The 22,020-nt window shown below is 62.8% G+C and carries 22 protein-coding genes and 1 pseudogene; 13 read left to right on the forward strand and 10 right to left on the reverse strand.

Annotated elements, in window-relative coordinates; genetic code table 11:
* Positions 1-18: 18 nt before the first annotated feature.
* Complete coding sequence (locus CDV44_RS19205) at positions 19-765, forward strand: GntR family transcriptional regulator (protein WP_170936041.1); 747 nt, start codon at positions 19-21, stop codon at positions 763-765.
* A gap of 8 nt (positions 766-773) precedes the next feature.
* Here the strand turns inward: CDV44_RS19205 and CDV44_RS19210 are convergent, their stop codons facing one another.
* Positions 774-1,727 (reverse strand): LysR family transcriptional regulator, encoded by a 954-nt coding sequence (locus CDV44_RS19210; protein ID WP_058377237.1) that lies wholly within the window; start codon positions 1,725-1,727, stop codon positions 774-776.
* 193 nt (positions 1,728-1,920) lie between these two features.
* Here CDV44_RS19210 and gtdA point away from each other — a divergent pair, with 193 nt between their 5' ends.
* From gtdA to CDV44_RS19240, 6 genes are all read left to right on the forward strand, one after another.
* Complete coding sequence (gtdA, locus tag CDV44_RS19215) at positions 1,921-2,958, forward strand: gentisate 1,2-dioxygenase (protein WP_087689713.1); 1,038 nt, start codon at positions 1,921-1,923, stop codon at positions 2,956-2,958.
* 50 nt (positions 2,959-3,008) lie between these two features.
* Positions 3,009-3,707, forward strand: coding sequence for a fumarylacetoacetate hydrolase family protein (locus CDV44_RS19220; protein WP_087689714.1), 699 nt, complete (start codon positions 3,009-3,011; stop codon positions 3,705-3,707).
* Positions 3,708-3,720: 13 nt separating this feature from the next.
* Positions 3,721-4,362 (forward strand): maleylacetoacetate isomerase, encoded by a 642-nt coding sequence (gene maiA, locus CDV44_RS19225; protein ID WP_087689716.1) that lies wholly within the window; start codon positions 3,721-3,723, stop codon positions 4,360-4,362.
* A 55-nt stretch (positions 4,363-4,417) separates the two neighbouring features.
* Entirely contained in the window at positions 4,418-5,635 is a 1,218-nt protein-coding gene (locus tag CDV44_RS19230) for a 3-hydroxybenzoate 6-monooxygenase (RefSeq protein ID WP_087689719.1), read from the forward strand.
* A 100-nt stretch (positions 5,636-5,735) separates the two neighbouring features.
* Positions 5,736-7,079, forward strand: coding sequence for an MFS transporter (locus CDV44_RS19235; protein ID WP_087689721.1), 1,344 nt, complete (start codon positions 5,736-5,738; stop codon positions 7,077-7,079).
* A gap of 268 nt (positions 7,080-7,347) precedes the next feature.
* Complete coding sequence (locus CDV44_RS19240) at positions 7,348-8,256, forward strand: 2-hydroxyacid dehydrogenase (protein ID WP_087690741.1); 909 nt, start codon at positions 7,348-7,350, stop codon at positions 8,254-8,256.
* A gap of 38 nt (positions 8,257-8,294) precedes the next feature.
* Here the strand turns inward: CDV44_RS19240 and CDV44_RS19245 are convergent, their stop codons facing one another.
* Positions 8,295-9,023 carry a PAS domain-containing protein gene (locus CDV44_RS19245; RefSeq protein ID WP_087689723.1) on the reverse strand — a complete coding sequence of 243 codons (729 nt, stop codon included), beginning with the start codon at positions 9,021-9,023 and terminating at the stop codon, positions 8,295-8,297.
* A gap of 339 nt (positions 9,024-9,362) precedes the next feature.
* Between CDV44_RS19245 and CDV44_RS19250 the strand changes: the two genes are divergently transcribed.
* The 3 genes from CDV44_RS19250 (at position 9,363) to CDV44_RS19260 (ending at position 12,188) form a co-directional block, all read left to right on the forward strand.
* Entirely contained in the window at positions 9,363-10,502 is a 1,140-nt protein-coding gene (locus CDV44_RS19250) for an HEXXH motif-containing putative peptide modification protein (protein ID WP_170936042.1), read from the forward strand.
* A gap of 119 nt (positions 10,503-10,621) precedes the next feature.
* Positions 10,622-10,897 carry a carboxymuconolactone decarboxylase family protein gene (locus tag CDV44_RS28285; RefSeq protein ID WP_212677133.1) on the forward strand — a complete coding sequence of 92 codons (276 nt, stop codon included), beginning with the start codon at positions 10,622-10,624 and terminating at the stop codon, positions 10,895-10,897.
* On the forward strand, positions 10,890-12,188 hold the full coding sequence (locus CDV44_RS19260) for an MFS transporter (protein WP_141118769.1): 1,299 nt from the start codon (positions 10,890-10,892) through the stop codon (positions 12,186-12,188). The genes CDV44_RS28285 and CDV44_RS19260 overlap by 8 nt, the downstream gene beginning before the upstream one ends.
* Here the strand turns inward: CDV44_RS19260 and CDV44_RS19265 are convergent.
* A complete protein-coding gene (locus CDV44_RS19265) occupies positions 12,182-12,433 on the reverse strand; it encodes a hypothetical protein (protein WP_087689731.1) in 252 nt (83 codons plus the stop codon). The two genes, CDV44_RS19260 and CDV44_RS19265, sit on opposite strands and share 7 nt — an antisense overlap.
* A 71-nt stretch (positions 12,434-12,504) precedes the next feature.
* Positions 12,505-13,158, reverse strand: coding sequence for a hypothetical protein (locus CDV44_RS19270; RefSeq protein ID WP_249277625.1), 654 nt, complete (start codon positions 13,156-13,158; stop codon positions 12,505-12,507).
* Between the two features lie 276 nt (positions 13,159-13,434).
* Between CDV44_RS19270 and CDV44_RS19275 the strand changes: the two genes are divergently transcribed.
* Entirely contained in the window at positions 13,435-13,740 is a 306-nt protein-coding gene (locus CDV44_RS19275; RefSeq protein WP_087689732.1) for a type II toxin-antitoxin system RelB/DinJ family antitoxin, read from the forward strand.
* Between the two features lie 3 nt (positions 13,741-13,743).
* Positions 13,744-13,932 (forward strand): annotated as a pseudogene (locus tag CDV44_RS28755) (type II toxin-antitoxin system RelE/ParE family toxin); the annotation flags it as partial.
* A gap of 18 nt (positions 13,933-13,950) precedes the next feature.
* On the opposite strand, the gene CDV44_RS19285 reads toward CDV44_RS28755, so the two are convergent.
* A complete protein-coding gene (locus tag CDV44_RS19285; RefSeq protein WP_249277626.1) occupies positions 13,951-14,922 on the reverse strand; it encodes an AraC family transcriptional regulator in 972 nt (323 codons plus the stop codon).
* Positions 14,923-15,265: 343 nt separating this feature from the next.
* Here CDV44_RS19285 and CDV44_RS19290 point away from each other — a divergent pair, with 343 nt between their 5' ends.
* Complete coding sequence (locus CDV44_RS19290) at positions 15,266-16,315, forward strand: aldo/keto reductase (protein ID WP_087689734.1); 1,050 nt, start codon at positions 15,266-15,268, stop codon at positions 16,313-16,315.
* 27 nt (positions 16,316-16,342) lie between these two features.
* Here the strand turns inward: CDV44_RS19290 and CDV44_RS19295 are convergent, their stop codons facing one another.
* The 5 genes from CDV44_RS19295 to CDV44_RS19315 all read right to left on the reverse strand — a co-directional run bounded on the left by CDV44_RS19295 (position 16,343) and on the right by CDV44_RS19315 (position 21,929).
* Positions 16,343-17,485 (reverse strand): porin, encoded by a 1,143-nt coding sequence (locus CDV44_RS19295; protein ID WP_371328786.1) that lies wholly within the window; start codon positions 17,483-17,485, stop codon positions 16,343-16,345.
* Between the two features lie 164 nt (positions 17,486-17,649).
* Positions 17,650-18,990 carry an aromatic acid/H+ symport family MFS transporter gene (locus CDV44_RS19300; protein WP_087689736.1) on the reverse strand — a complete coding sequence of 447 codons (1,341 nt, stop codon included), beginning with the start codon at positions 18,988-18,990 and terminating at the stop codon, positions 17,650-17,652.
* A gap of 138 nt (positions 18,991-19,128) precedes the next feature.
* On the reverse strand, positions 19,129-19,893 hold the full coding sequence (locus CDV44_RS19305) for a class II aldolase/adducin family protein (protein WP_087689738.1): 765 nt from the start codon (positions 19,891-19,893) through the stop codon (positions 19,129-19,131).
* Positions 19,894-19,969: 76 nt separating this feature from the next.
* Positions 19,970-20,833, reverse strand: a complete 864-nt coding sequence (locus tag CDV44_RS19310; RefSeq protein ID WP_087689740.1) for a VOC family protein — start codon at positions 20,831-20,833, stop codon at positions 19,970-19,972.
* Positions 20,834-21,008: 175 nt separating this feature from the next.
* On the reverse strand, positions 21,009-21,929 hold the full coding sequence (locus CDV44_RS19315) for a LysR family transcriptional regulator (protein ID WP_058380070.1): 921 nt from the start codon (positions 21,927-21,929) through the stop codon (positions 21,009-21,011).
* Positions 21,930-22,020 lie beyond the last annotated feature (91 nt).

Raw genomic sequence — 22,020 nt, forward strand, 5'->3', positions numbered from 1 at the left:
TTCCGTTGGAAAGAATCGATGAAAAGCTTTAAAGAGATGCCCGCCACGGCCAGCGCCGCACAACCGATCCGCACGTCACACGCCGCGCCCTCACGCGACGCCAACGGCAACACGTCGACACGCATCCGCAAGGGGCCGTCGCTTGCCGAACAGGCTTACGACGAGATCAAGCGCCGCATTCTGTCGCTCGAATTCGGTCCCGGTCAGTTGTTCAACGAGTTGATGATTTGTGAGCTCATCGGCTTCAGCCGCTCACCGGTGCATCACGCGATTCAACGTCTCAAGCTCGAAGGCCTGATCGACATCATTCCGCGTAAGGGTTTGCAGATTCGCCGCGAGTCGATGGACGAGATTCTCGATCTGCTCGAAGCGCGATGGGCCGTGGAAGCCAACGTGGCAGCACTGGCTGCACAACGTCGCACTGACGAGCAACTGGTTCGCATGCGCGCGCTGCTGGCGGCGTCGAGCGAATTGAATCGCGACGACGATCGCGACCGCTTCATGCAGATCGATCACGACTTTCATGCCGTGATTGCCGAGGCGGCAGGCAACAGCGCACTGACCGACATCATGCGCTCGCTGCACGAGCGCTCCGCGCGACTCTGGAAGCTGCGAGTGTTGGCGCCCGGCGATCTTCCCCACACGCAGGACGAGCACCACGCCGTGCTCGACGCGATTGAAGCGCGCGATAGTGTGGCGGCGTCCAATGCGATGGCCGCGCATCTTGCGTCGCTGCGACGCCGGCGTGTCGCGCCCGCAGGCTGATTACCCAGTTACTGCCCGTCGCTTTCGATGCCCGCAACGGCATCGCCTAACGAGCGATTCGCCGCACTGCGCAAGCAATCGAGCGCGGCCACCACGGCCGCGCGGTTTGCGCCGTCGTCCCGCCAGTACATCGAAATGGCGCCGAAGCCTGCGAGTCGCAGCGGCACGATGCGCAATGCACCCAGTGCCTGCAAGCGGCTCGCCGTGCGATGCGACGCCAGCCCGATCATGTCGCTGTTGTTGAGCAGCGTGAGGTTGAGGATGGTGGAATTCGATTCGACCGTATCGCTCGGCAACGGGTAGCCCGCTTCAGCCAGCGCCGCCTCCAGTGCGTTGCGAATCGGCGTGCCGCGCGGCCAGACTACCCAGCGATAGCGCTGCATGTCGGGCCAATCCACCTGATCGAGCGAAAACACCGGATGCCGGGCACGCGCGACAAAGTGCAGCGGCTCAAGATAGAGCGCTTCCGCGCGCACGCTGCGATCCTGCAATTCCGGCGCTGAGCGCCCCACCACGATGTCGATCTCGCTGTGCGCGAGCTGGTTCATCAACCGGTCCATCGTGTTTTCAATCACGCGCGCCTGCACGCGCGGCATGCGCTGCAACAGCAGTAGCACTGCCAGCGGCACCGTATCCGCCGACGATGCGCCCGACGTCCCGATCGCCACCAGCCCGCTGCCGCCCTCGCGCATCGCGTCGAGATCGTCGCGTGCGGTGTCGAGCTGTGCCTCGATGCGGCGCGCGTGTTCGATCAGGGCTTCCCCGTAGGCCGTCGGCCGCAAGCCGCGCGCCTGACGCTCGAACAACGGCAGGCCGATATCGTCTTCCAGATCTTTCAGCCACTTCGACAGACCGGGCTGCGTGGTGTTGAGCAACGCCGCCGACTGGCTCATGTTGCCGGTCTCCGCGAGGGTCAGCAGCATCTGCAAGTTGCGCAGACGCAAGCGATGGGTCCAATCCATGCGCAGTCTCCGGGCACACGTCGGTGCCTTCAATTCGATTCAAAAACCGTCCGAGCCATACGATTTTTCGTATGGATCCGATGATTTTTTCATTTCAGAAGTTATGTCTGGCCGAGTATAACGCTATCCATAGACCGACCGGGCCCCCATCCAGCGGGGCCGCCGGGCCAAAAACACCGATATGGAGACACGCATGTCCGAACGCGCCCCCAGCGCCGAGCGCGCTGCCTATTACGAGCACATTGGCCGCAACCACATGGCCCCGCTGTGGGAATCGCTGCACAGTCTCGTGCCGCCCCAGCCGCGCCCGCGTGTAGTGCCCGCCATCTGGAAATACAACGAAGTGCGCCCGCTGGTGATGGAAGCCGGCCGCATGATCAGCGCCGAGGAAGCCGTGCGCCGTGTGCTAATTCTGCAAAATCCGGGCACGCCGGGCTCATCAAGCATTACCGGCTCGCTGTACGCCGGGTTGCAGTTGATTCTGCCGGGCGAGATCGCCCCGAGCCACCGTCACACGCAATCGGCGCTGCGCTTCATCGTGGAAGGCCGTGGCGCGTGGACCGCCGTGAATGGCGAGCGCACCACCATGCATCCGGGCGATTTCATCATCACGCCCTCGTGGACGTGGCACGACCACGGCAATCCAGTCGACGGCGAGCCGGTGGTCTGGCTCGACGGGCTCGATATTCCGCTGGTGCAGTACTTCGACGCCGGCTTTGCAGAGAACTACCCCGAGTCGCAGCAACCGGTGCAACGCCCCGAGGGCGACAGCTTCGCGCGCTACGGCTTCAACATGCTGCCCGTGCGCCACAAGGTGAGCGACCCGACGTCGCCGATTTTCAGCTATACGTACGCCCGCTCGCGCGAAGCGCTGGACACGCTGTATCGCAATGGCGAACTCGATCCGTGGGACGGCATCAAGCTGCGCTACGTCAATCCGGCCACAGGTGGCTGGCCGATGCCGACCATGGCGACGTTCATGCAATACCTGCCGGCCGGCTTCCAAGGCAAGACCTACCGCAGCACCGACGCCACCGTGTTCTCGGTGGTCGAAGGGCGCGGCACGGTGCGCATTGGCGACGAGCAGTTCCAGTTCGAACCGCGCGACCACTTTGTCGTGCCGTCGTGGGCGCCGGTGCAGCTCGCCGCGCTGGAAGACGCCGTGCTGTTCAGCTACTCGGACCGCCCGGTGCTCACCGCGCTGAACCTGCTGCGCGAATCACGCACCTGATCACCGCACACGACCCCACAATTTTTCATTTCTTCGTCGAGTCAAACACTATGTCTTTCGTCTTCGCTCCGCCTGCCACTGTCGCCGTCCCCGTTGCCGGCAGCAACGATCAATTTGCCGTACGCCGCGTGTATTGCGTGGGCCGCAACTACGCCGCCCATGCGCGTGAAATGGGCTTCGATCCGGACCGCGAACCGCCGTTCTTCTTCTGCAAGCCGGCCGACGCCGTACTGCCGGTCGCCTACGGTGAAACGTTGGAAGTGAAGTACCCGGCGCAGACGAGCAACTATCACTACGAAGCCGAACTCGTTGCGGTCATCGGCAAGGCGGGTTCCGACATTCCGCTCGAACAAGCGCTGGAACACGTATGGGGCTACGCCGTCGGTTTGGACATGACGCGCCGCGATCTGCAAATGAAAATGCGCGAGATGGGCCGTCCGTGGGAAATCGGCAAGGCGTTCGACGCGTCGGCACCGATCGGCCCGATTCATCCGGTGTCGAGCGTGGGTCACATCGCGAAGGCCGCGATTTCGTTGACCGTCGACGGCGTGCAAAAGCAAAAGAGCGACATCACCCACCTGATCTGGTCGGTGGCGGAAACCGTGTCGTATCTGTCGCAGTTCTTCCGCCTCGAACCGGGCGACCTGATCTACACCGGCACGCCCGAAGGCGTGGGTCCGGTCAAGGCAGGCGAGACGATGGTCACGGCCGTCGAAGGTCTGGGCGAGATCACCGTGCGCGTGGTCTGAGGCAATTACGGTCATGCAGCTCTACAGCTTCTTCAATAGCTCGACGTCCTATCGCGTGCGCATTGCGCTGGCGCTCAAGGGTCTCGCGTTCGACACCATCGGCGTAAACATTCGCGTCGGCGAGCATCGCGCTGAGGCCTATGTCGACGAGGTCAATCCGTCGGCCGTGGTACCCGCGATTGTCGACGGCGACTTCTCGCTCGGCCAGTCGCTCGCGATTCTCGATTACCTCGACGCGAAGTACCCCACGCCGCGCCTGTTGCCGCAAGACATGGAAGCGCGTGCCCGGGTGCTGGAACTGGCCGCGCTGATCAGTTGCGACATTCACCCGGTCAACAACCTGCGGATTCTGAAGTATCTGCAAGGCACGCTCGGCCTGACCGCTGCGCAAAAGGACGCGTGGTATCAGCACTGGATCGCCGAAGGCATGGCCGGCGTGGAGCGTCTGCTGATGAAGCACGGCCACGGCCCGTGGTGTTTCGGTGAAGCACCGACGCTGGCCGATGTGTGCCTGATCCCGCAGATCGCGAATGCCCGGCGCATGGGGTGCGATTTGTCGGCGTATCCGCGCGCGTTGGCCGTGTTCGAGCACGCCGCAGCCCACCCCGCCTTCGTGGCGGCAGCGCCGGACAAGCAGCCAGATTTCACGGCGTGAGATCGACGGCCGGGAAAGACAGCAGCAGCGCCAGAAGAGGCAGCAGGAGACAACCATGACACAACCCCATCAACCGAAAGCGCTCGTCGTCGGCGGCGGCATCGGCGGTCTGGCCGCCGCGCTCGCCCTCGCGAATCAGGGCGTACGCATTGAACTGCTTGAGCAGGCCGAGACCATCGGCGAGATTGGCGCAGGCATTCAGCTTGCGGCCAACGCCTTCGCCGCGCTCGACGCGCTGGGTGTCGGCGAGGCCGCACGCGACCGGTCGGTCTTCACCGATCACATCACGTTGCGCGACGCCATCGACCGCAGCGTGATTGCCGAAGTCGACGTGGGCGCACCGTATCGCGAGCGCTTCGGCAACCCGTATGCGGTGATTCACCGCGCCGACATCCATCTGTCGATTCTGGAAGCCGTGCAACGCAATCCGCTGATTCAGTTCAAGACGGCCACCCGCGTCGTCTCGCTGGAGCAGGACGACAGCGGCGTCACCGTGATCGATCAGCATGGCGAGCGGCACACGGCCGATGCCGTGATTGGTTGCGACGGCGTGAAGTCTGCCGTGCGCGATGCGCTCATCGGTGACGAGCCGCGTGTGACCGGGCACGTGGTGTATCGCGCCGTAGTCGACGTCGAGAACATGCCGAAGGATTTGCAGGTCAACGCGCCGGTGGTGTGGGCAGGCCCGCATTGCCATCTGGTGCATTACCCGTTGCGCGGCGGCAAGCAATACAACCTCGTGGTGACGTTTCACAGCCGCGAGCAGGAAGTTTGGGGCGTGCGCGACGGCAGCAAGGAAGAAGTGCTGTCGTACTTCGAGGGCATCGACCCGCTGCCGCACCAGATGCTCGATCGCCCGACCTCGTGGCGCCGTTGGGCGACAGCCGATCGCGACCCGGTGGAGCAATGGAGCTTTGCCCGCGCCACCATTCTCGGTGATGCCGCGCATCCGATGACGCAGTACATCGCGCAGGGCGCCTGTCAGGCACTGGAAGACGCGGTCACGCTGGGCGCCGCATACGTCGCGGCCAAGGGCGACTTCGTCGACGCCTTCCGCCGCTATGAATACGCGCGCATTCCGCGCACGGCGCGCGTGCTGTACGGCGCGCGCGACATGGGACGCGTGTATCACGCCAAGGGTGTGGATCGCTGGGTGCGCAATTCGCTCTGGCAGGGTCGCACACAGCCGCAGTTCTACGACGCGCTGCAATGGCTGCACGGCTGGCGCGCGGAAAACTGCCTGTCGCAAACCCCGTGGTTGCGCAACGCATAACAGCAGTGGCATTGCCGTTCAGATAACAAAAACAACGCAATGCATTCGCGTACGCGGCAGTCATGCCGCGACGCTTCTGGCACCTTCGAGGAGACAACCCATGCCAGTGAGTCCCATCAACGTTACGGCGTTCATCGACCGGCATCGTATTTCGCCGTTTCAGGTGATGATCGTCGTGCTGTGTTTTCTGATCGTCGCCATCGACGGTTTCGACACGGCCGCCATCGGCTTTATCGCTCCAGCCATTCGTGCCGAGTGGTCGCTCACGCCCGCGCATCTCGCACCGCTCTTCGGTGCGGGTCTGGCCGGCCTGATGGCCGGTGCGTTCCTGTTCGGACCGCTTGCCGACAAGTTCGGCCGCAAGTCGATCCTCATTTTCTCGGTCGTGTTTTTCGGACTGGCGAGTCTGGCCTCGGCATGGTCGATGGAATTGTGGCAACTGATTGCGCTGCGTTTTCTGACCGGGCTCGGCTTGGGCGGTGCAATGCCCAATGCGATCACGCTGACCTCGGAGTACTGCCCGGAGTCGCGCCGGTCGTTTCTCGTGACCACGATGTTCTGCGGCTTCACGCTGGGCTCGGCGTTCGGTGGACTGGCATCGGCCGGGCTCATCGAGGTGTTCGGCTGGCGCTCGGTGCTGATTGTCGGCGGTGTGATGCCGCTCGTGCTCGGTGCCGTTCTGGTGCGGGCGTTGCCTGAGTCGGTGCGATACCTGGTGATGGCCGGCAAGGCACCGGAACGTATTGCGGCGTCGCTGCAACGGATTGCGCCGAATGAAGACCTTCGCGGCGCAACGTTCAACATCGCGACCAAGCCGTCGACCACGTCGCCCGTGAGGCATCTGTTTAAACCGGCGCTGCTGCGCGGCACGCTGCTGTTCTGGCTCACTTTCTTCATGAGCCTGCTGGTGATTTATCTGCTCTCAAGCTGGCTGCCCACGTTGCTGCGCACTAACGGCCTGACGCTGCGCAATGCCGCAATCGTCACCGCCATGTTTCAGGTCGGCGGCACGCTCGGGGCGATTGTGCTCGGCTGGCTGATGGACCGTTTCAATCCGCACTACGTGCTCGCGGCCGCTTATGCGCTGGCCGGTGTCTGTGTCGCTGCCGTCGGCCCGCTCGCCAGTTCGCCGGTGCTCGCGTCGGTGGCCGTGTTTTGGGCAGGGTTCTGCGTGTCGGGCGGGCAAGTCGGTGCCAATGCGCTGTCGGCCGAGTTCTATCCGACCGACTGCCGTGCGACCGGGGTGAGCTGGGCCAACGGCGTGGGCCGTCTCGGGTCGGTGGTCGGGTCGGTCGGCGGTGCGTCGATGCTTGCCATGGGCTGGTCGATGCCGGCACTGTTCGCCGCTATCGGTGTGCCGGCCGTGCTGGCCGGTGCGACCATGCTGACGCTGGGACGTTTGCGTCATCGCGAAGCGACGATGGCGTTGGAGGCGACGGCCTGAGGGACTCGGTACATTCAAGCGATTTTTGCTTGTCGTTTCGTCAGACGTAACGCCGTTGATGATGTGACGTGATGCCATGCGATGCGGGCGCCTTTCGCTTCATGCGAAGGCGCCCGCAGGCATTTGGGGCCTGCCTTTCGTCGACGGGAAGAAATTGCGATGCTGCATTGCGCAAGACATCGCAGATAGGAATACAGTATCGGCTGTCATTCCACCCTGTCGCCGGAGATTGAAGGTGTCGCTGCCCCCACTGCTGGTCATTATCCCGATGCATCCCGAGCAGTTGTCCGAACTGCAAACCCATTTCGATGTGATCTATCGCCCGAGCCATCACACCACGCCGGAAGGCTGGGGTGACGAAGGCGCGCGCGCACGCTTCGTGCTGACCAATGGCTCACGCGGCATAAGCGCCGCCGAGCTGACGCATTTGCCGAAGGTCGAGTTGGTCAGTGCGTTGGGCGCTGGCTACGAAAACCTCGATCTCGACGCGTTGCATGCGCGCAAGATCGTTGCCGTGAACGGTGCCGGGGCCAATGCGCCGACCGTGGCCGATCAGGGATTTGCGCTGCTGCTGGCCGCCGTGCGCCGCATTCCCGAATACGACGCCGCATGCCGTAAGGGCGTGTGGCGCGACGCGTTGCCGATGCAACCGGGCGTGTCGGGCAAGAAGTTGGGGATCGTGGGGCTGGGTGCGGTGGGCAAGCAGTTTGCCAAACGCGGCGAAGGCTTCGACATGCAGATCGGCTATCGCAATCGCAAACAGCGCGACGACGTGCCTGCGCACTATCAATATTTCGATAGCGTAGTCGCGCTGGCCGAGTGGGCCGACTATCTGGTCGTGACGGCACCGGGCGGCGCGGAAACGCTGCACATGGTGAATGCCGAGGTGTTGCGCGCGCTGGGCGAGCACGGCTTTCTCGTCAATCTCGGTAGAGGCAGCGCAGTAGATACGGCCGCACTCGCCGATGCCCTGCGCAACGGCACGATTGCCGGTGCCGGGCTGGATGTGTACGAGGGCGAACCGTCGCCGCCGAAGGCACTCATCGACTTGCAGAACATCGTGCTGAGCCCGCACGTCGCCGGCCGGTCGCCGGAAGCCGAAGCCGCCACGATCGCCATGTTCATCGAGAACACGCGTCGCTATCAGGCGGGCGAAGCGGTGTTGACGCCGCTGTAAATTGGGTGAGTCGCCTCGGATCTCATCTTTCGTCAATCTCACTGGCGTGGCGTCAACACCACCGACAACTGACGGTTGAACAAAGAGGCGGGAATCCGGGTCAGGTAGCCGAGCGCGATGGCCGCATCCATCAGCTCGGCTCGTGTACTCGCGCGAAACTTATCCTTCAAAACCTCCAGGTGCATCTCGACCGTGCGTGGCGACACGCCCAAAACTTTCCCTATCATCTTGGCTGACCAGCCGCGCACATAGAAGAAAATGACCTCGCAAGCACGTGACGACAGCGCGATATCGACATGCCGATCGATCGCAAGACTGGTCTGTCCTTCGCGCATCGTTACCCTGTCGCCGCACCACATCTGATTCAGCAAAGGCCCGAGCGCGACATACGCCGGCACGCTGGACAAATTCGCGCCGTGAAAGATCGTGCCGACGACTTGACCGGCATCGTCCATCAACGGCGTCTTCGTGACGACGTGTGCCTGCCACGCGTCACCGGCGTACGGATGCCAGTCGAACACCTCCAATGTCCGCCGGGTACGCATGACTTCAGCGTCTTGCGCACGAAACTCGCTCGCGCACTCGACGGTCCGGCAGGGCAGCTCAAAGTCTGTTCGTCCCGGAAGATCCCGTGGATGGGCAATACCCATTAGCCGTGCGTAGCTCTCGTTGACATAGAGAAATGCGGAGTCCGCGTCCTTGCATCCCCAGCACCCGGGCATGGCGTCGAAAAAACTCCTGAGTCGCTGTCCGATATCGACGGTCATTCGTGTGTCCCCTCGTCTTGACGATGACCCACATCATGCCGCGTTGCACGTCACCCATCAGTCATTGGGGATCCAGCAATAGCCTCATCGGAAAAATCCCAAGCACCCGTCCCTGGGCGCCCCAATGTGCTCGATGGGTTACCGCTTCTGCACGATTCGCGTCCCTCGTAATCGATACGATTCCATCGGCATGCCGGCCATCCTAGGATGGGGTCGTGCGTTACCGAACATTCGACCGGCGATGCCTGTGGCGCACATTCCGTTCACTCATTCAGGAGCTTTCACCATGATCAAGAACATCGACGCCCGTCGCATCGTTCATCTCAAGAATCAGTCCTCGTGCGCCATTATCGTGACCGTTGGCGAAGGCTGATCCGCCATCGTCGCGAATCGCGCATAGCGGGTGTCCGGGTGGGTCTTCACCGCTCGGACATCGTTCGGACAGGTTGCCTGCGAATGAGGATGAGGAGCGATTTGATGGATATCTTTGACCCGCGCCCGAGTACGGAACGCGCTGCCTGGTTGGCGCGAGAGAACCTGCTGCACAGTCAAAAATCGTTGGACTACCTGCTCGATGCCTGTGAAGGCTGCCTTCCCGACGCATTGCACGCGGCGAGTCACGATTTCCTTCGTTCGCTATCTGACGACGCAACGACACGGGCAAGCGGATTGGTTTTCACGGCCATCTGGCGTCTGGCGAATGCGATACGGCGCAAGGATGAATCCGAGATTCACGTGGTGCTCACCAATCTGGTGATGAGCTCAGCGTTGAGTGCCCGATCGTGTCGATTCCTCGTGGGAGGCACGGCAGGGGCGTGCGACGCCGATCGCAACTTCCTTCACGGCCTGGGAGACGACACCTACAAGACCGTCTTTCACGATGCCTCCCCGAACGCAGCACTCGCGCGAATGCATACACTCGACGACTGCTTTCGACGACTCCGCGACATCGACCCGGTTCTGCACGGTGAAGTCGCCGAGATCGTCAACGAGATATATCTGTTCGAGGCGACCACATGCCACTCGCGCGACACGCTGTATGCCGGCAGCGACTTTCACCGGCTCGGATGCCTCTACGTCAATGTCATCGCTACTTCAAAACCCGCCTGGTTCTGGCTCGACAAGCTGGTGCACGAGTCCGCACATCAGGTGATGTTGTCGTTGATGATTCACGACGAGTTCGTATTGAACGACGACAGCGAGCGCTATACCTCGCCTTTGCGCAAAGAGCCTCGCACGGTGACCGGTATTTATCACGCGATGTTCGTCGTCTACCGCATCGTGCATTGCTTTCGGCGCACGCTCGCCACGCAACGCTTGACGGACGCGGAACGTGGTTATATCGCGGACGCCATCACGCAATACCAAAGAAAATTTGTCGACGCCCATCACGTGTTGATCGAGCACGGCAAGTTGACGGCAGGCGCAAAGCACATGCTCGAACAATGCCGTCATCTTATGCAGGAGGTACACGCGTGAGTTTTACCGAGAGTCTGAGCCCGCGCGCTCGCGAACTGATCGACGCGTTCGATCCGCGGGCACTGACGCGTATTGACGAGACCTTGCACCCGATTGCCCCGCACCTCGTCGAACGGCTTGTGAAATCGATCTATGAAGATGCCTATCAACGTGACGGACTGTCGTTTCGCGAGCGCCATATCGCAACCTTGTCAGCGCTGGTGGCTTTCGGTGACACGGAGCGGCAACTTCGATTCCAGGGCCATGCAGCGTTCCGTCATGGATTCACGTGGCGCGACATCGAGGAAATTTTGATTCAGAACGCCGCCTTTTGCGGCTTTTCGCGAGCCATCAATGCAGCGCTGGTGCTAAACGAGGCGTACCACGCCTTTGAAGCGGAGGGTGAAGGTGTCTGACGCACGCAGCAGCATCCCCCCGGATCGGGACGCATGGACGGCCTTTGTCTTTTATCAGTTTTCCGATCTGTGCTTTTCCGCATCTATCAGGATTTGCGCGATGAGCTTTGCGTGGATCATGATCGAGCGGTATCACGACGACAACTTTCTCGGTAATGCGCTTACGCTGGCGTGGTCGCTGCAACTAGTGGGAATGTATGTCGCTGGCAAGCTCGGTGACTGCTTTCCGAAACAGCGCATTGCGATGACCGCGGTGATGACGGGATGTGTCGCAACGCTGGTATTCGCGCTGATGGGTGCATCGGGCTCGCCTTATTGGCTCGCCGGCATGTTCTGCCTCATTTCTGCGGCGGGCGGCGTCTGTCAGCCGATACATGTCAGCATTACCCCGGAACTCTGTCCGACAGGAAAGACCGCTGAAGCCTTCGCGCATCGTGGCAAGGTCAGCTCAGCGAACCTGATTCTGGGACCTGCATTGTCCGGCGGGTTGATCTCACTGGCGGGTATCGCAGCGACGACGGTTTTTTCGTTCTCTGCCGCGCTCATGGCGTGCTTTTTTCTGGGTGGTACGCAGCGGTGTTCGCGATACCCTTCCCCCGCCGTCAGACGTAGCGGGGGGACGCCGTCGGGCACCGCATTACTGCTACGTCTGCCGACTGAGCGAGCACTGGCGTTGCTGTCGGCAGCGTTCAACTTTGTCATTGTCCCGTGGCTGACGCTTCTGCTGCCCGTGTTGATCCTTCAACGGCTGTCGCTAGGCGCGCTCGCACTCGGCTGTGCAGAAGGCGCCTTCGGCGTTGGCATGATGCTTGCCAGCGGCAGGGTTCTATCCACCGCCAATTACCGCTTCGGCCGTGCCATGACAACCGTCATCGGCGGTGTCGCGATGGCCACGATGCTGATCTGGGCGTCTTGCACCCAATCGCTCTTATGGATCTGCGTCGGCGCACTGTTGGGAGGCGCGGGTTTGATTCTCTTCAATGTGAACACGATGACCGTACGCTGCATGGCCACACCGCCCGAATACCGGAGCCGCCTTGAGGCCTGCTTCTTGATGGTTTGCGCCGCCTCCATCCCATTTGGCACCGCATGTTTTACCCGCGCGATGGTGAGCGCAGAGGTCTCCGACATCATCGGCTACGCTGGCTTCGGGCTACTGGCCTGCTCGATTGCGCTGATGCTTGTGCCGAACTTCCGGTATCTGATGGCGCTGGACGACAATTCTCTTGAGGGCGCCTACCTTCGGCGCTACCCCGAAGCCTTCAGAGCACGCGAACAGCGCGGTCAGTGATTATCGAGCCCGTCGACGCTCCGCTCGGGAGAGGGTGAGAGTGTCACGCCGTCGTTGACGGGTTCGAATTCAATGCTGCTCTTTGCACTCCCCGTCGCGAAGACGGTGTCGCACGTGGGGCATTTCACCTGCGCATCGGAGTGGAGATAGTCGTGGAGGGCCTGCACGGTCGGCTCGCTCGCGACGACGGCAAAGCGGGACTTGCAGGTCGGACAAACAACGAACCCGGTGTGAATCGACAGCATGGCAAGCCTCCTGCGAGGTAGGTCGCTAAAGAATACATGGGCCCGATCAGGATTGCTCGTCGCGGTATGGCTCACAGCCAATCGGTGCGACGAGGTTTTCGCCTCGTAGACGCGTCCGACGCCGGATGATCGTTTGCCGCGACGCCCACGGTCGGCTCACCGGGACCGTCGGTCGCACCTGCATTGCGGCCCCGCTGGCGCGGATCGAAATCGCGCCACTCGCCATCCTCCCAGACACCGTTGGCCTGCTCGATCGACGCAGCACCGGCGTCGCGCAATACTGCGATGGCCGTATCGGCATTGGATTCGCTCACGTGCGTTGCGAGCATCACGCCCGCGTCACGCATGCCTGCCTGCGCTGCTGTCACGGCTTCGCGCCCACGCAAGCGGCGCAGTGCGCCGAGAAACGCGCCCAGATAGGCTCCGGCCATCATGCCGACGACTGGTACGAGCCAGAACCGCCACGCGACGACGAACAACAACGCGCCGACGGCCAACCCGAAGGCACCACCCGCAATGACCCCCTGCGCCGCGCCCTTACCTGCCGGTCGTGCGGCTGCATCGGCGTCTACGTCGCCCCCCGTCGGAAACTTCGCATGCTGTCCGGTCGGGTTCAGAAAGAAAACCGACACGTCAGTCGGTGGAAACGCCCGGTCATACAACCGGCGCGCCACCAGATTCGCCTGATCGAACGTCGTGAATCGGCCTGCCACGATCATCGCCATCGAAAACCTCCCTTCAGTCTGGTGCTGACTTACGGCACCCATTACTGTGGGATGGAAGGTTTTCCACTTTGTTTCATTGATGAATTCTTGGATGCGGCGCGTACGCATTGAGAAAATCAATACGCGAACACCCCGCCGTGACGGCATCGAATAAACCTTCAATCACAAGGCGCTCATCCCTCAACGAGGGTCTCGACGTCATCAACGTAGGAAAATCTTTTGTCATTCAATTGAATTACAATTCATGCCAATCAACTTTGCCAAGGAGCCCCCACCATGGTAGCTAGCGCATTGGTGCAAGCACGCATCGATCCCGCGCTCAAGGAGCGCGCCACTGCCGTATTAGAGAACATGGGCCTGACCGTTTCGGACGTCGTTCGCATACTTCTCACGCGTATCGCCAACGAGGGAACGTTGCCGTTCGCGTTCGCAGTGGACCCAGAGGCTCACGACGCCTGGTTTCGCCGCAAAGTGCACGAAGCGCTCGAAGATACCGGTCCCGCCATCCCCGACGACGAGGTCGAGGCCCATTTCGCAGCACGCCGGGCAACCGCCCGCAAACGCACTTCGAGCAAAAGGTAATCCGTGAGATTAGAGTGGTCGCAACACGCAGTTCAGGATCGAAACGATATTTTCGATTTCATCGAGCAACACAGCCCGGGTGCCGCCGTCTGGATCGACTCACGGATCCATCAGCAGCTTCGTGCCTTGCTTCGGCATCCCGCCTCCGGAAGACTGGGCCGAGTTCGCGGCACACGCGAACTGGTCATCACACGCCCGCCTTTCGAGGCACTAACGTGCCCCCACACCCGCATCGCCCTCTTGCAGCCATCGACGCTTGTCACGCAGCGGCGCTTCACCAAATACGCGCGCATATTCACGGCTGAATTGCGACGCGCTTTCGTACCCAACCGCCTGCGCAGCGGCGGCCACGGCAATGTCTGCCGCGAAGATCAGCCGGCGTGCTTCCTGCAATCGCAACTGCTTCTGATACTGCAACGGGCTCATCGCCGTCACCAACTTGAAGTGGTGATGCAGTGACGACACGCTCATGTGCACCTCCTGCGCCAGCGTCTCCACCCGCAGCGGCTGCGTGTAATGCTCGCGCAACCAGCGCACCGCATGCGCGACGCGGTTCATCTGGCTATCCTGCAACGCCATTTGCCGCAGCAGCACGCCCTGCCCGTTCATCAGCAGACGATAGACAATCTCGCGCTTGATCATCGGCGCAAGAATCGGAATATCCCGCGGTGTCTCCAGCAAACGCAACAGACGCAACACGGCATCGAGCAATAACGCATCAAGACGATTCACATACATGCCACGGCCGCTCTCCGCAGGCGCGGGCGGCGGCAAGTGTTCATCGCCAATCAACGCCGTCACGTCGTCGACCGCGAGATCGAGCCGCAGACCAAGATACGGTGCGTGCTCGCTTGCCCCGCTGACTTGTGCCACCACCGGCAAGTGCACCGACGAGACCATGTAGTGCATCGGGTCGTAGGCATAACTCTCGTCGCCGATCCGCACGCGCTTCGCGCCCTGTGCGATCACCGCAAACGCAGGCAATTGCAACGCCGGTTTCGGCCCGCCCGGATGCAGAATACGGTGGACAAAAAGGCCCTCGACCGCCGTGGGCGTCGTCCCTTCCAGCCCGTGCGTCGCGCGCTCCAGCAATCTCACCAGTTCACTTCGCGCCGAGTGCGACGGATCGTCGGCAAACGCGCTCGCGGGCGTCACCGGCGGTTGTGTTTTGATCAGATGCATTTGAAAGGCTCCACAAGCCAAGCCGTGCAAGACAGCAATGTTGCACAGCATACGCCCGCCGAAGGAATTTGCCTGATCCTCCAACAACAGATCGATACGATCAAGCACGAAACTCGGAGAATCCGGCAATTTCCATGCTCTCTCGCCACCCCGCCTGTCATCTCACAGCCATATTTCGCGTCATTTCCGGGCATACGGATCGTCATTGCAGAATCAGGCAGGAAATATGTAGAAACAGGTACTGCTTGCCTGATGCACCGCGACGCATAATGCATCCCATCCCGTGCCTGCCATCTCCCCCGATGGCACCCGCAGCGGGTGGCGACTTCAACGGAGCAATGCAATGCGACAAAGAAAACTCGGCAACACCGGCCTTTTCGTCTCGGAACTGTGCCTCGGCACGATGACCTTCGGCGGTCAGGGCGAGCTGTGGAGCAAGATCGGACACTTGCAGCAGAACGACGTCGACACCCTCGTGGGCCGCGCACTCGACGCCGGTATCAACTTCATCGACACGGCCGATGTCTACTCGGAAGGTCAGTCGGAAATTCTCACCGGGCAGGCACTGCGCAACCTCAAGGTGCCGCGCGACAGCGTCGTGGTCGCCACCAAGGTTTTCGGTGCGACCGGTGCCCAAGGCACCAACTCGCGCGGGCTGTCGCGCTATCACATCATGGACGGCGTCAAGGCCAGCCTGAAGCGCACCGGCCTCGAGCACATCGATCTGTATCAGGTGCACGGCTTCGACCCGGCCACGCCCATCGAAGAAACGCTCTCGGCGCTCGACACCCTCGTGCGTCAGGGCGACGTGCGCTACATCGGTGTATCGAACTGGGCCGCCTGGCAAATCACCAAGGCGCTCGGCATCTCGGCCCGGCTCAACCTCGCGAGCTTTGCGTCGCTACAGGCTTACTACACCGTCGCCGGGCGGGATCTGGAACGCGAAATCGTTCCGATGCTGCGCAGCGAAAATGTCGGCCTCATGGTGTGGAGCCCGCTCGCCGGTGGTCTGCTCTCGGGCAAGTACACCCGCGACGGTCAGTCGGAAGCGGGTAGCCGCCGTCAAAGCTTCGACTTCCCGCCCGTGGACGTGGAGCGCGCCTACGACGTCATCGACGTGATGCGTGGCATCGCTACGGAAAAGGGCGTGTCGGTCGCGCAGATCGCCCTCGCGTGGCTGCTGCACCAGCCGGTCGTCTCGACGGTCATCATCGGCGCCAAGCGTACCGATCAGCTCGATGACAACATCGCTGCCACCGGCGTCAAGCTCGAAGCCCGTGAGCTGGCCGCGATCGACGCCGCGAGCGCCCTGCCCGCCGAGTATCCGGGCTGGATGCTCTCGCGTCAGGGCGACCCGCGCCGTGCGCAACTGGCCGAAGCCGGTCTGCTGTAAGCACCGCAGGGCATGCGGTGCACGTCATCAGAACGTGTGCCGCATGCCCACGTTCACGCCGAGCTGATTCGTGCCCGGCGTGGGCGAACCGCCCGCACCGCCCGAACTCACGGAATACGCCGCATGCTCGCTGTTGGCGAGATAGCCCACTTGGGTATAGACGGCCGTGCGCTTCGAGAAGAAGTACGTGCCGCGCAGTGTCGCCATCGTCGCCCGCGTGTTCTGCCGCGCGTTAAGCATGCGGAACACCTCGCCATCCACCGCGAATGTCGGCGTGAACTGGTACAGCGCACCCACGTAGAACATATCGGAATTGACGTCGGCCACCGCCGCCGACGCGGTCTGCACACGTCGGCCCAGCCAACCCGCGCCGACTTTCCAGTTTCCTCCCTTCACATACCCGTTCAACTGCCAACGCGTGTCCTTGTCGGCAGAACTCGTGAGCGGCACCGCCGCCGCACCGTTGAAGAAGCTCGCGGCCGCGCCAGTGCCGCCGCGCTGCTCGTCCCATGCGCCCGCCACACCGAACCACGGCGTGTCGTATTTGAGCATCGTCGACACCTGCCGGCAGCTTGTCATCTGCCCCGGCACCTGTCCTGCGCATGTGCCCTGCCCCGGTGAATTGCCCGTGCCGCCGCTGTCGCGTCCGAACGAGTAGGTCGCACCCACCGTCAGCCCCTGAAACACGCCCTTGTAGGCCACAGTGTTGTCGCTGCGTGCATTCGGAATGTAGCTGTCGAGCGAGCCGCTGCCGTACAAGTCCGGGCCGAGAATGTCGGCGTCGGCCATGACCCAGAACGTCATCGAATACTGACGACCGATCGACAGCGTGCCGTATTGATTCGACAAGCCGACCCACGCCTGACGGCCGAACAATCGCCCGCCCTGATTCAGATCGCCCCCGCGCACGTTGAAGCCGTTCTCCAGCATGAACAAGGCGTGCAAACCGCCGCCGAGGTCCTCGTCACCCCGCATGCCCCAGCGCGACGGCAGCGAGCCTGTATTGGCGGGCATGCGCACGAGTGAGCTGTTGTTGGTGCCTGCGTGAGAAATGTATTCGACGCCGGTATCGAGAATGCCGAAGAGCGTGACGCTCTGCGCCATCGCCGGGGTTTGCGCCAACGCGATGCCGGCGGCCAGCGCAAGCGCGGGCAGTACCTTGTGGGTCACGGTGTTGTCTCCTGTGAAGCGTTGTGGTGGTCCGGCCTGTGTCGGCCGGTAACATGCGAACCGCCACGCACGCGTCGGGGGGGACGCTCGCGTGGCGGGTACAGCAATCAACGGGGGGGGAAGGACGTCGCCGACGCAGTGCTGACGGCAACGCCAGCGACGGATCAGACGGCGCGTGCTGCGGGCTTCGCGGTATGGGTGCTCACCGCACCGTCACGGCCGACACGTCGACGCATCACGAGCATGAGCGCCGCCGCGATAAAGGCCGGAATGGCGACGATCTGGAACGCCTGCGCCGTGCTCGATGCCGTCGCGATCAGCACTCCGCCGAGGCTGGAACCGAGAATCGAGCCCAGACGGCCCACGCCCAGCGCCCATGCCACGCCGGTGGCCCGCGAGGCCGTCGGGTAGTAAGCCGCGGTAAGTGCGTTAGCGCCCGTCTGCGACCCGGCAATGCCGAAGCCCGCAAGGAAGACCACGGCCATCAGCCAGCCGGATTGATGGGTCACCGTGCCGAGAATGCACAGGGCAATGCCAGCCATCACATACGACGCTGCGAGGACGCGGTAAGGGCTCGTGCGGTCCATCGCGAAGCCGATCATCACGGCGCCCACCGTGCCGCCGAGGGGCAGCATGGCGCCGATGCGTGCCGCTTCTGCCAGCGTGTAACCCGAGTCCTTGACCACCAGCGGCAGCCAACTGGTGAGCAGATAAAACGCGCACAGCGTGCAGAAATACGTGGCCCACAACAGCAGTGTGCCGATCACATATCGACGTGTGAAAAGCCCGCCCACCGCCGACGTGGCTGCGCCCGCCGGCGCCGCTTCGGGATCGATGCGCGTGACCAGCGGATCGATCTGCTTCGCAATCGCCAACAACTGCTCGCCACGATCCCCACGGGCCGCGAGGTAGCGCATCGATTCGGGCAACCAGCGCATGAGCACTGGCACGACGGCCAACGGCACCACACCGCCTGCAATCAACACACCGCGCCAACCGATGTGCGGCAACGTCTGTGCAACGATTTCGCCACCGATGGCGAAGCCCAGCGTAAAGCCGCAGAACGTGGCCGTGACCAGCAGCGAACGAATGCGCTCGGCGCAGTACTCGGAGCTGAGCGTGATCGCATTGGGCATGGCGCCACCAAGGCCGATGCCGGTGATGAAACGCATGATCGCGAGTTCGGTCGGGCTATGGACAAACGCCGACGCAATGCTGCCCAGCGAGAACATCACCACCGACACGATCAATACGCGCTTGCGGCCGATGCGATCGGCCAACGGGCCGAAGATGAAGCAGCCGAGCATCAGGCCGCCAAGCCCCGCACCGAAGACCGTGCCGAGGCTGGTCGTCGCCATCGTCCATTCGCTGCGGATGGCCGGCGCGAGATAGCCGATGGCGGCGGTGTCGAAGCCGTCGAGCGTCACGATCAGAAAGCACAGGGCAATCACGCGCCATTGAAATGGCGTGATGCCCCGTCGATTCATCAAAGCGGTTATTTCCATGTCTGTCTCCTGTACGGCAGTTGCCGTGGGCTAACGTCAGCGGCCGTGGCGTCTGTTGAAACGCTCTTGGAAGGCCGGTGCCGGTGGGGGGGCGATTCAGGTAATTCGGGGTGTTCCGGTTGTGCTCGGGTGCATGACTTATCGGATGGATGCCGTCGTGTTGTCGGAGGTGAGGTCGCGAAGCTCGGGATCGCCCGCCGACAGGTATTCCCACATACGCTCGATGATTCGGCCCGAGCGGGTGGCGCGCGCTTCGCATTGCGCAGCGTCGAGCACGGCGGCGGGCAAAGTGGCTTCGAGCGCGAGCACGTCGAGATCGACGCGCGCGGCGTCTTCGAGATACCACGTGAGGGCCACCATCGCTTCGAGCGTGTCGGCAGCTACCACCGCCCCATTGCCACGCATCACCACGGCCGCGTTCCCGCCCATCGTGTCGATGACGGCCTGTGCCTGCGCATCTGAGCGAATCAGTTGCGGGTCATCCCACAGCGGCACGCCCGGGGCGAAGTAAGTCCCCGGACCATGCAGCGCGCGCGGGGTGCGACGCAGCGTCGAGAGCGACATCGTCTTCGGCGGCATCGTGCGCGCCACGGCACCGATGCCGGGGCGGCGGCGATAGATCTGCTGGTGCAATCGCACTTCGCCAAGGACACAGTCAGGCAGCGGGCCGTTGATAGGCACGACGGTGCCCGCTTCGCCCACACAGATGAGTCCCATCGGGCGGGCGGCGCACACGAGAAAGTGCTCGTCGTCCAGACGCACACTGCAATGCCCGTAGGCGTGTGCCAGTCCTGCGCGCGCCAACGTGCGGGCGGCCACGCGCACGGCGCGGTCGGCTTCGGAGACGTCTGCGCGCGTCGCGGAGGGCGCAAGCGAGGGCGCAGCGTGTGTGTTCTGTGTCATGGGGAAACCGGGCGTCGCCGCCACGGGTAGGTAAGCAGCGGCCCCGGGCGATACCGGGGCGCGCCGCCTACTGCAATCAGGCCGAAAACTCGGGAATCTCGGGCTTCGCGCCCCACATGCAGAACCCGGTCGGATCGAACGGGAACTGGCGGGGCACGTACGTGGCTTCGTCTTCGGGGGCGATCTTGCGCACGCCCGTCGAGTATTCGTAGACCATGCCGTCCGGCCCTGCGAAGTACAGGAACATGGCGTGCGATGTCGGGTGACGCCCCGGGCCGAAGCGAATCGGCACGCCCTGCTCGCGCAGGAAGTACCACGAGCGCATCAGGTCGTCGATGCCGTTCACCTGAAAATTCACGTGCTGAATGCCCGCACGTTTGGCCGGGAACAGCGCAATTTTGTGATGCACGTCGTCGATGCGCAGCAACGGCGCGTCGCCAATGCGATCGGACACCCGCGCATTGCATACGCTCGTCCAGAACGCTTCGTCGCGGCGCGCGTCGGTGGTGCAGAGCCCCACGTGGCTGAACGAGTCGATACCGGCGTCGCGCTCGCCGTGATAGCCGCGACCGGTTTGCGCTGCGCGCAGCACCAGTTCGATCTGGTTGCCCGTCGGGTCGCGAAACGTGAGGAAGTCGGCCACGCGGCGCATGTCGGCTTCATCGCGGGTGCCACGGCGAAAGTCGATGTGCATCGCTTCGAGCTGAGCGGCAGCGGCGTCGAAGTGCGCGTCGCTCGCGATGTCGAACGCCACGGTGTGGTCGGCGGGGTCGCCTTCGAAATAGCAAACGGAATGGTCGCGGCTGTCGCTGCGAAGGTACACGTAGCCGGCCTCGCGGCGCACTTCCTGCAACCCGAGAATGGTGCGTGCATAGCGCGTGGCACCTTCGAGGTCGCGTGTGCCCAGCCGCACGTAACGAATGTCGTGCAGATTGATCACCGCCTGTCTCCTGCGGATATTGTTCGTGTTGTTCGTATTGCGGGCGAGTGCCCGGTTGGTGATGAACACGATAAGGAGCGCCGCCGCATGACGCCAACGAATTGCGTAAATGCGGGGTATTTACGGTGTGAATCAGGGGGGCAGCATTGCGCGAAAGTGCCGGACCGGGTGGTGGTCAGTCTTCGCCGTGAAAGAGGCGGAACATCGTGCTGCGCAGCCAGCGATGGCCGGCATCGGTGTGAAAGCGTTCGTGCCAGAGTTGCGAGATGTCGAACACCGGGCTCTCGAACGGCAACGCACACGTGCGCAGTTCGGCGGCCGCTTTGAGGGCGCGGCCGAGCCGGGTCGGCACGCACACCACGAGATCGCTCGCCGCGATCAGCGCCGAGAGTCCCATCGAGTGCGCCATGCGAAGGGCCACGTGACGCTGTCTGCCTGCCTGCGCAAACCACTGCTCGACGGCGGTCTCGAACACGTCGTGATTGCCCGCCGTCGGCCGATAGACGGCATGCGCGGCGCTGAAAAACGCTTCGGCACTGAGGCTTTCCTGCACGGCCGGATGCCCGTCACGCACGAGGGCGACGTAGTGTTCGCGAAAAAGACGCTGCTGGTGAAAGCCCGACGAGAAGCGCGTGAACAGGCCGAGCGCGAGATCGATATCGCCCATCGCCATCGCGTTTTGCGCTTCACGCGGTGTGGTGTCGACGGTAACGATGCGTACGCCCGGCGCCTCTTTGGCCAGCGTGGCCATCAACTTCGGAATGAAGATCAGTTGGCCGATGTCGCTCAGGTAAAGACGGAACGTGCGCTGCGCATTGGCGGGCACGAAGTCTTGCGGCGCTTCGACGGCGCCGCGAATCAGACTCAGGCCGTCGGTCACCGGCTGGGCGAGTTGTCGCGCGAGATCGGTGGGCAGCATGCCCTGCGGTGTTTTCACGAACAGCGGATCGCCGAACGCCAGCCGCAGGCGTTTGAGCGCATTGCTCACGGCCGATTGCGTGAGGTTGAGCTCCTCGGCCGCCACGGTGGTGCTGCGCGTGCGGAGCAGCGACTCGAAGACGAGCAGCAGATTCAGATCGAGCGAGCGTAGGTTCATCCCCTGCCGTGCATCCATGCCAGAACGGTGACGCGACGCATTGTAGGCAACCTGACGCGTTGTGCGCATTGCGGGAAACCCCCGCCAGCGT

Origin of the sequence: Pandoraea sp. PE-S2R-1 (assembly GCF_002179865.1) — a bacterium.
Classification (GTDB): domain Bacteria; phylum Pseudomonadota; class Gammaproteobacteria; order Burkholderiales; family Burkholderiaceae; genus Pandoraea.

Excerpts from the sequence above, each read along its gene's own strand:
- CDV44_RS19205 (WP_170936041.1), top strand. The coding sequence starts at position 19 with ATGAAAAGCTTTAAAGAGATGCCCGCCACGGCCAGCGCCGCACAACCG.
- CDV44_RS19210 (WP_058377237.1), bottom strand. The coding sequence starts at position 1,727 with ATGGATTGGACCCATCGCTTGCGTCTGCGCAACTTGCAGATGCTGCTG.
- gtdA (WP_087689713.1), top strand. The coding sequence starts at position 1,921 with ATGTCCGAACGCGCCCCCAGCGCCGAGCGCGCTGCCTATTACGAGCAC.
- CDV44_RS19220 (WP_087689714.1), top strand. The coding sequence starts at position 3,009 with ATGTCTTTCGTCTTCGCTCCGCCTGCCACTGTCGCCGTCCCCGTTGCC.
- maiA (WP_087689716.1), top strand. The coding sequence starts at position 3,721 with ATGCAGCTCTACAGCTTCTTCAATAGCTCGACGTCCTATCGCGTGCGC.
- CDV44_RS19230 (WP_087689719.1), top strand. The coding sequence starts at position 4,418 with ATGACACAACCCCATCAACCGAAAGCGCTCGTCGTCGGCGGCGGCATC.
- CDV44_RS19235 (WP_087689721.1), top strand. The coding sequence starts at position 5,736 with ATGCCAGTGAGTCCCATCAACGTTACGGCGTTCATCGACCGGCATCGT.
- CDV44_RS19240 (WP_087690741.1), top strand. The coding sequence starts at position 7,348 with ATGCATCCCGAGCAGTTGTCCGAACTGCAAACCCATTTCGATGTGATC.
- CDV44_RS19245 (WP_087689723.1), bottom strand. The coding sequence starts at position 9,023 with ATGACCGTCGATATCGGACAGCGACTCAGGAGTTTTTTCGACGCCATG.
- CDV44_RS19265 (WP_087689731.1), bottom strand. The coding sequence starts at position 12,433 with ATGCTGTCGATTCACACCGGGTTCGTTGTTTGTCCGACCTGCAAGTCC.
- CDV44_RS19270 (WP_249277625.1), bottom strand. The coding sequence starts at position 13,158 with ATGGCGATGATCGTGGCAGGCCGATTCACGACGTTCGATCAGGCGAAT.
- CDV44_RS19275 (WP_087689732.1), top strand. The coding sequence starts at position 13,435 with ATGGTAGCTAGCGCATTGGTGCAAGCACGCATCGATCCCGCGCTCAAG.
- CDV44_RS19285 (WP_249277626.1), bottom strand. The coding sequence starts at position 14,922 with ATGCATCTGATCAAAACACAACCGCCGGTGACGCCCGCGAGCGCGTTT.
- CDV44_RS19290 (WP_087689734.1), top strand. The coding sequence starts at position 15,266 with ATGCGACAAAGAAAACTCGGCAACACCGGCCTTTTCGTCTCGGAACTG.
- CDV44_RS19300 (WP_087689736.1), bottom strand. The coding sequence starts at position 18,990 with ATGGAAATAACCGCTTTGATGAATCGACGGGGCATCACGCCATTTCAA.
- CDV44_RS19305 (WP_087689738.1), bottom strand. The coding sequence starts at position 19,893 with ATGACACAGAACACACACGCTGCGCCCTCGCTTGCGCCCTCCGCGACG.
- CDV44_RS19315 (WP_058380070.1), bottom strand. The coding sequence starts at position 21,929 with ATGAACCTACGCTCGCTCGATCTGAATCTGCTGCTCGTCTTCGAGTCG.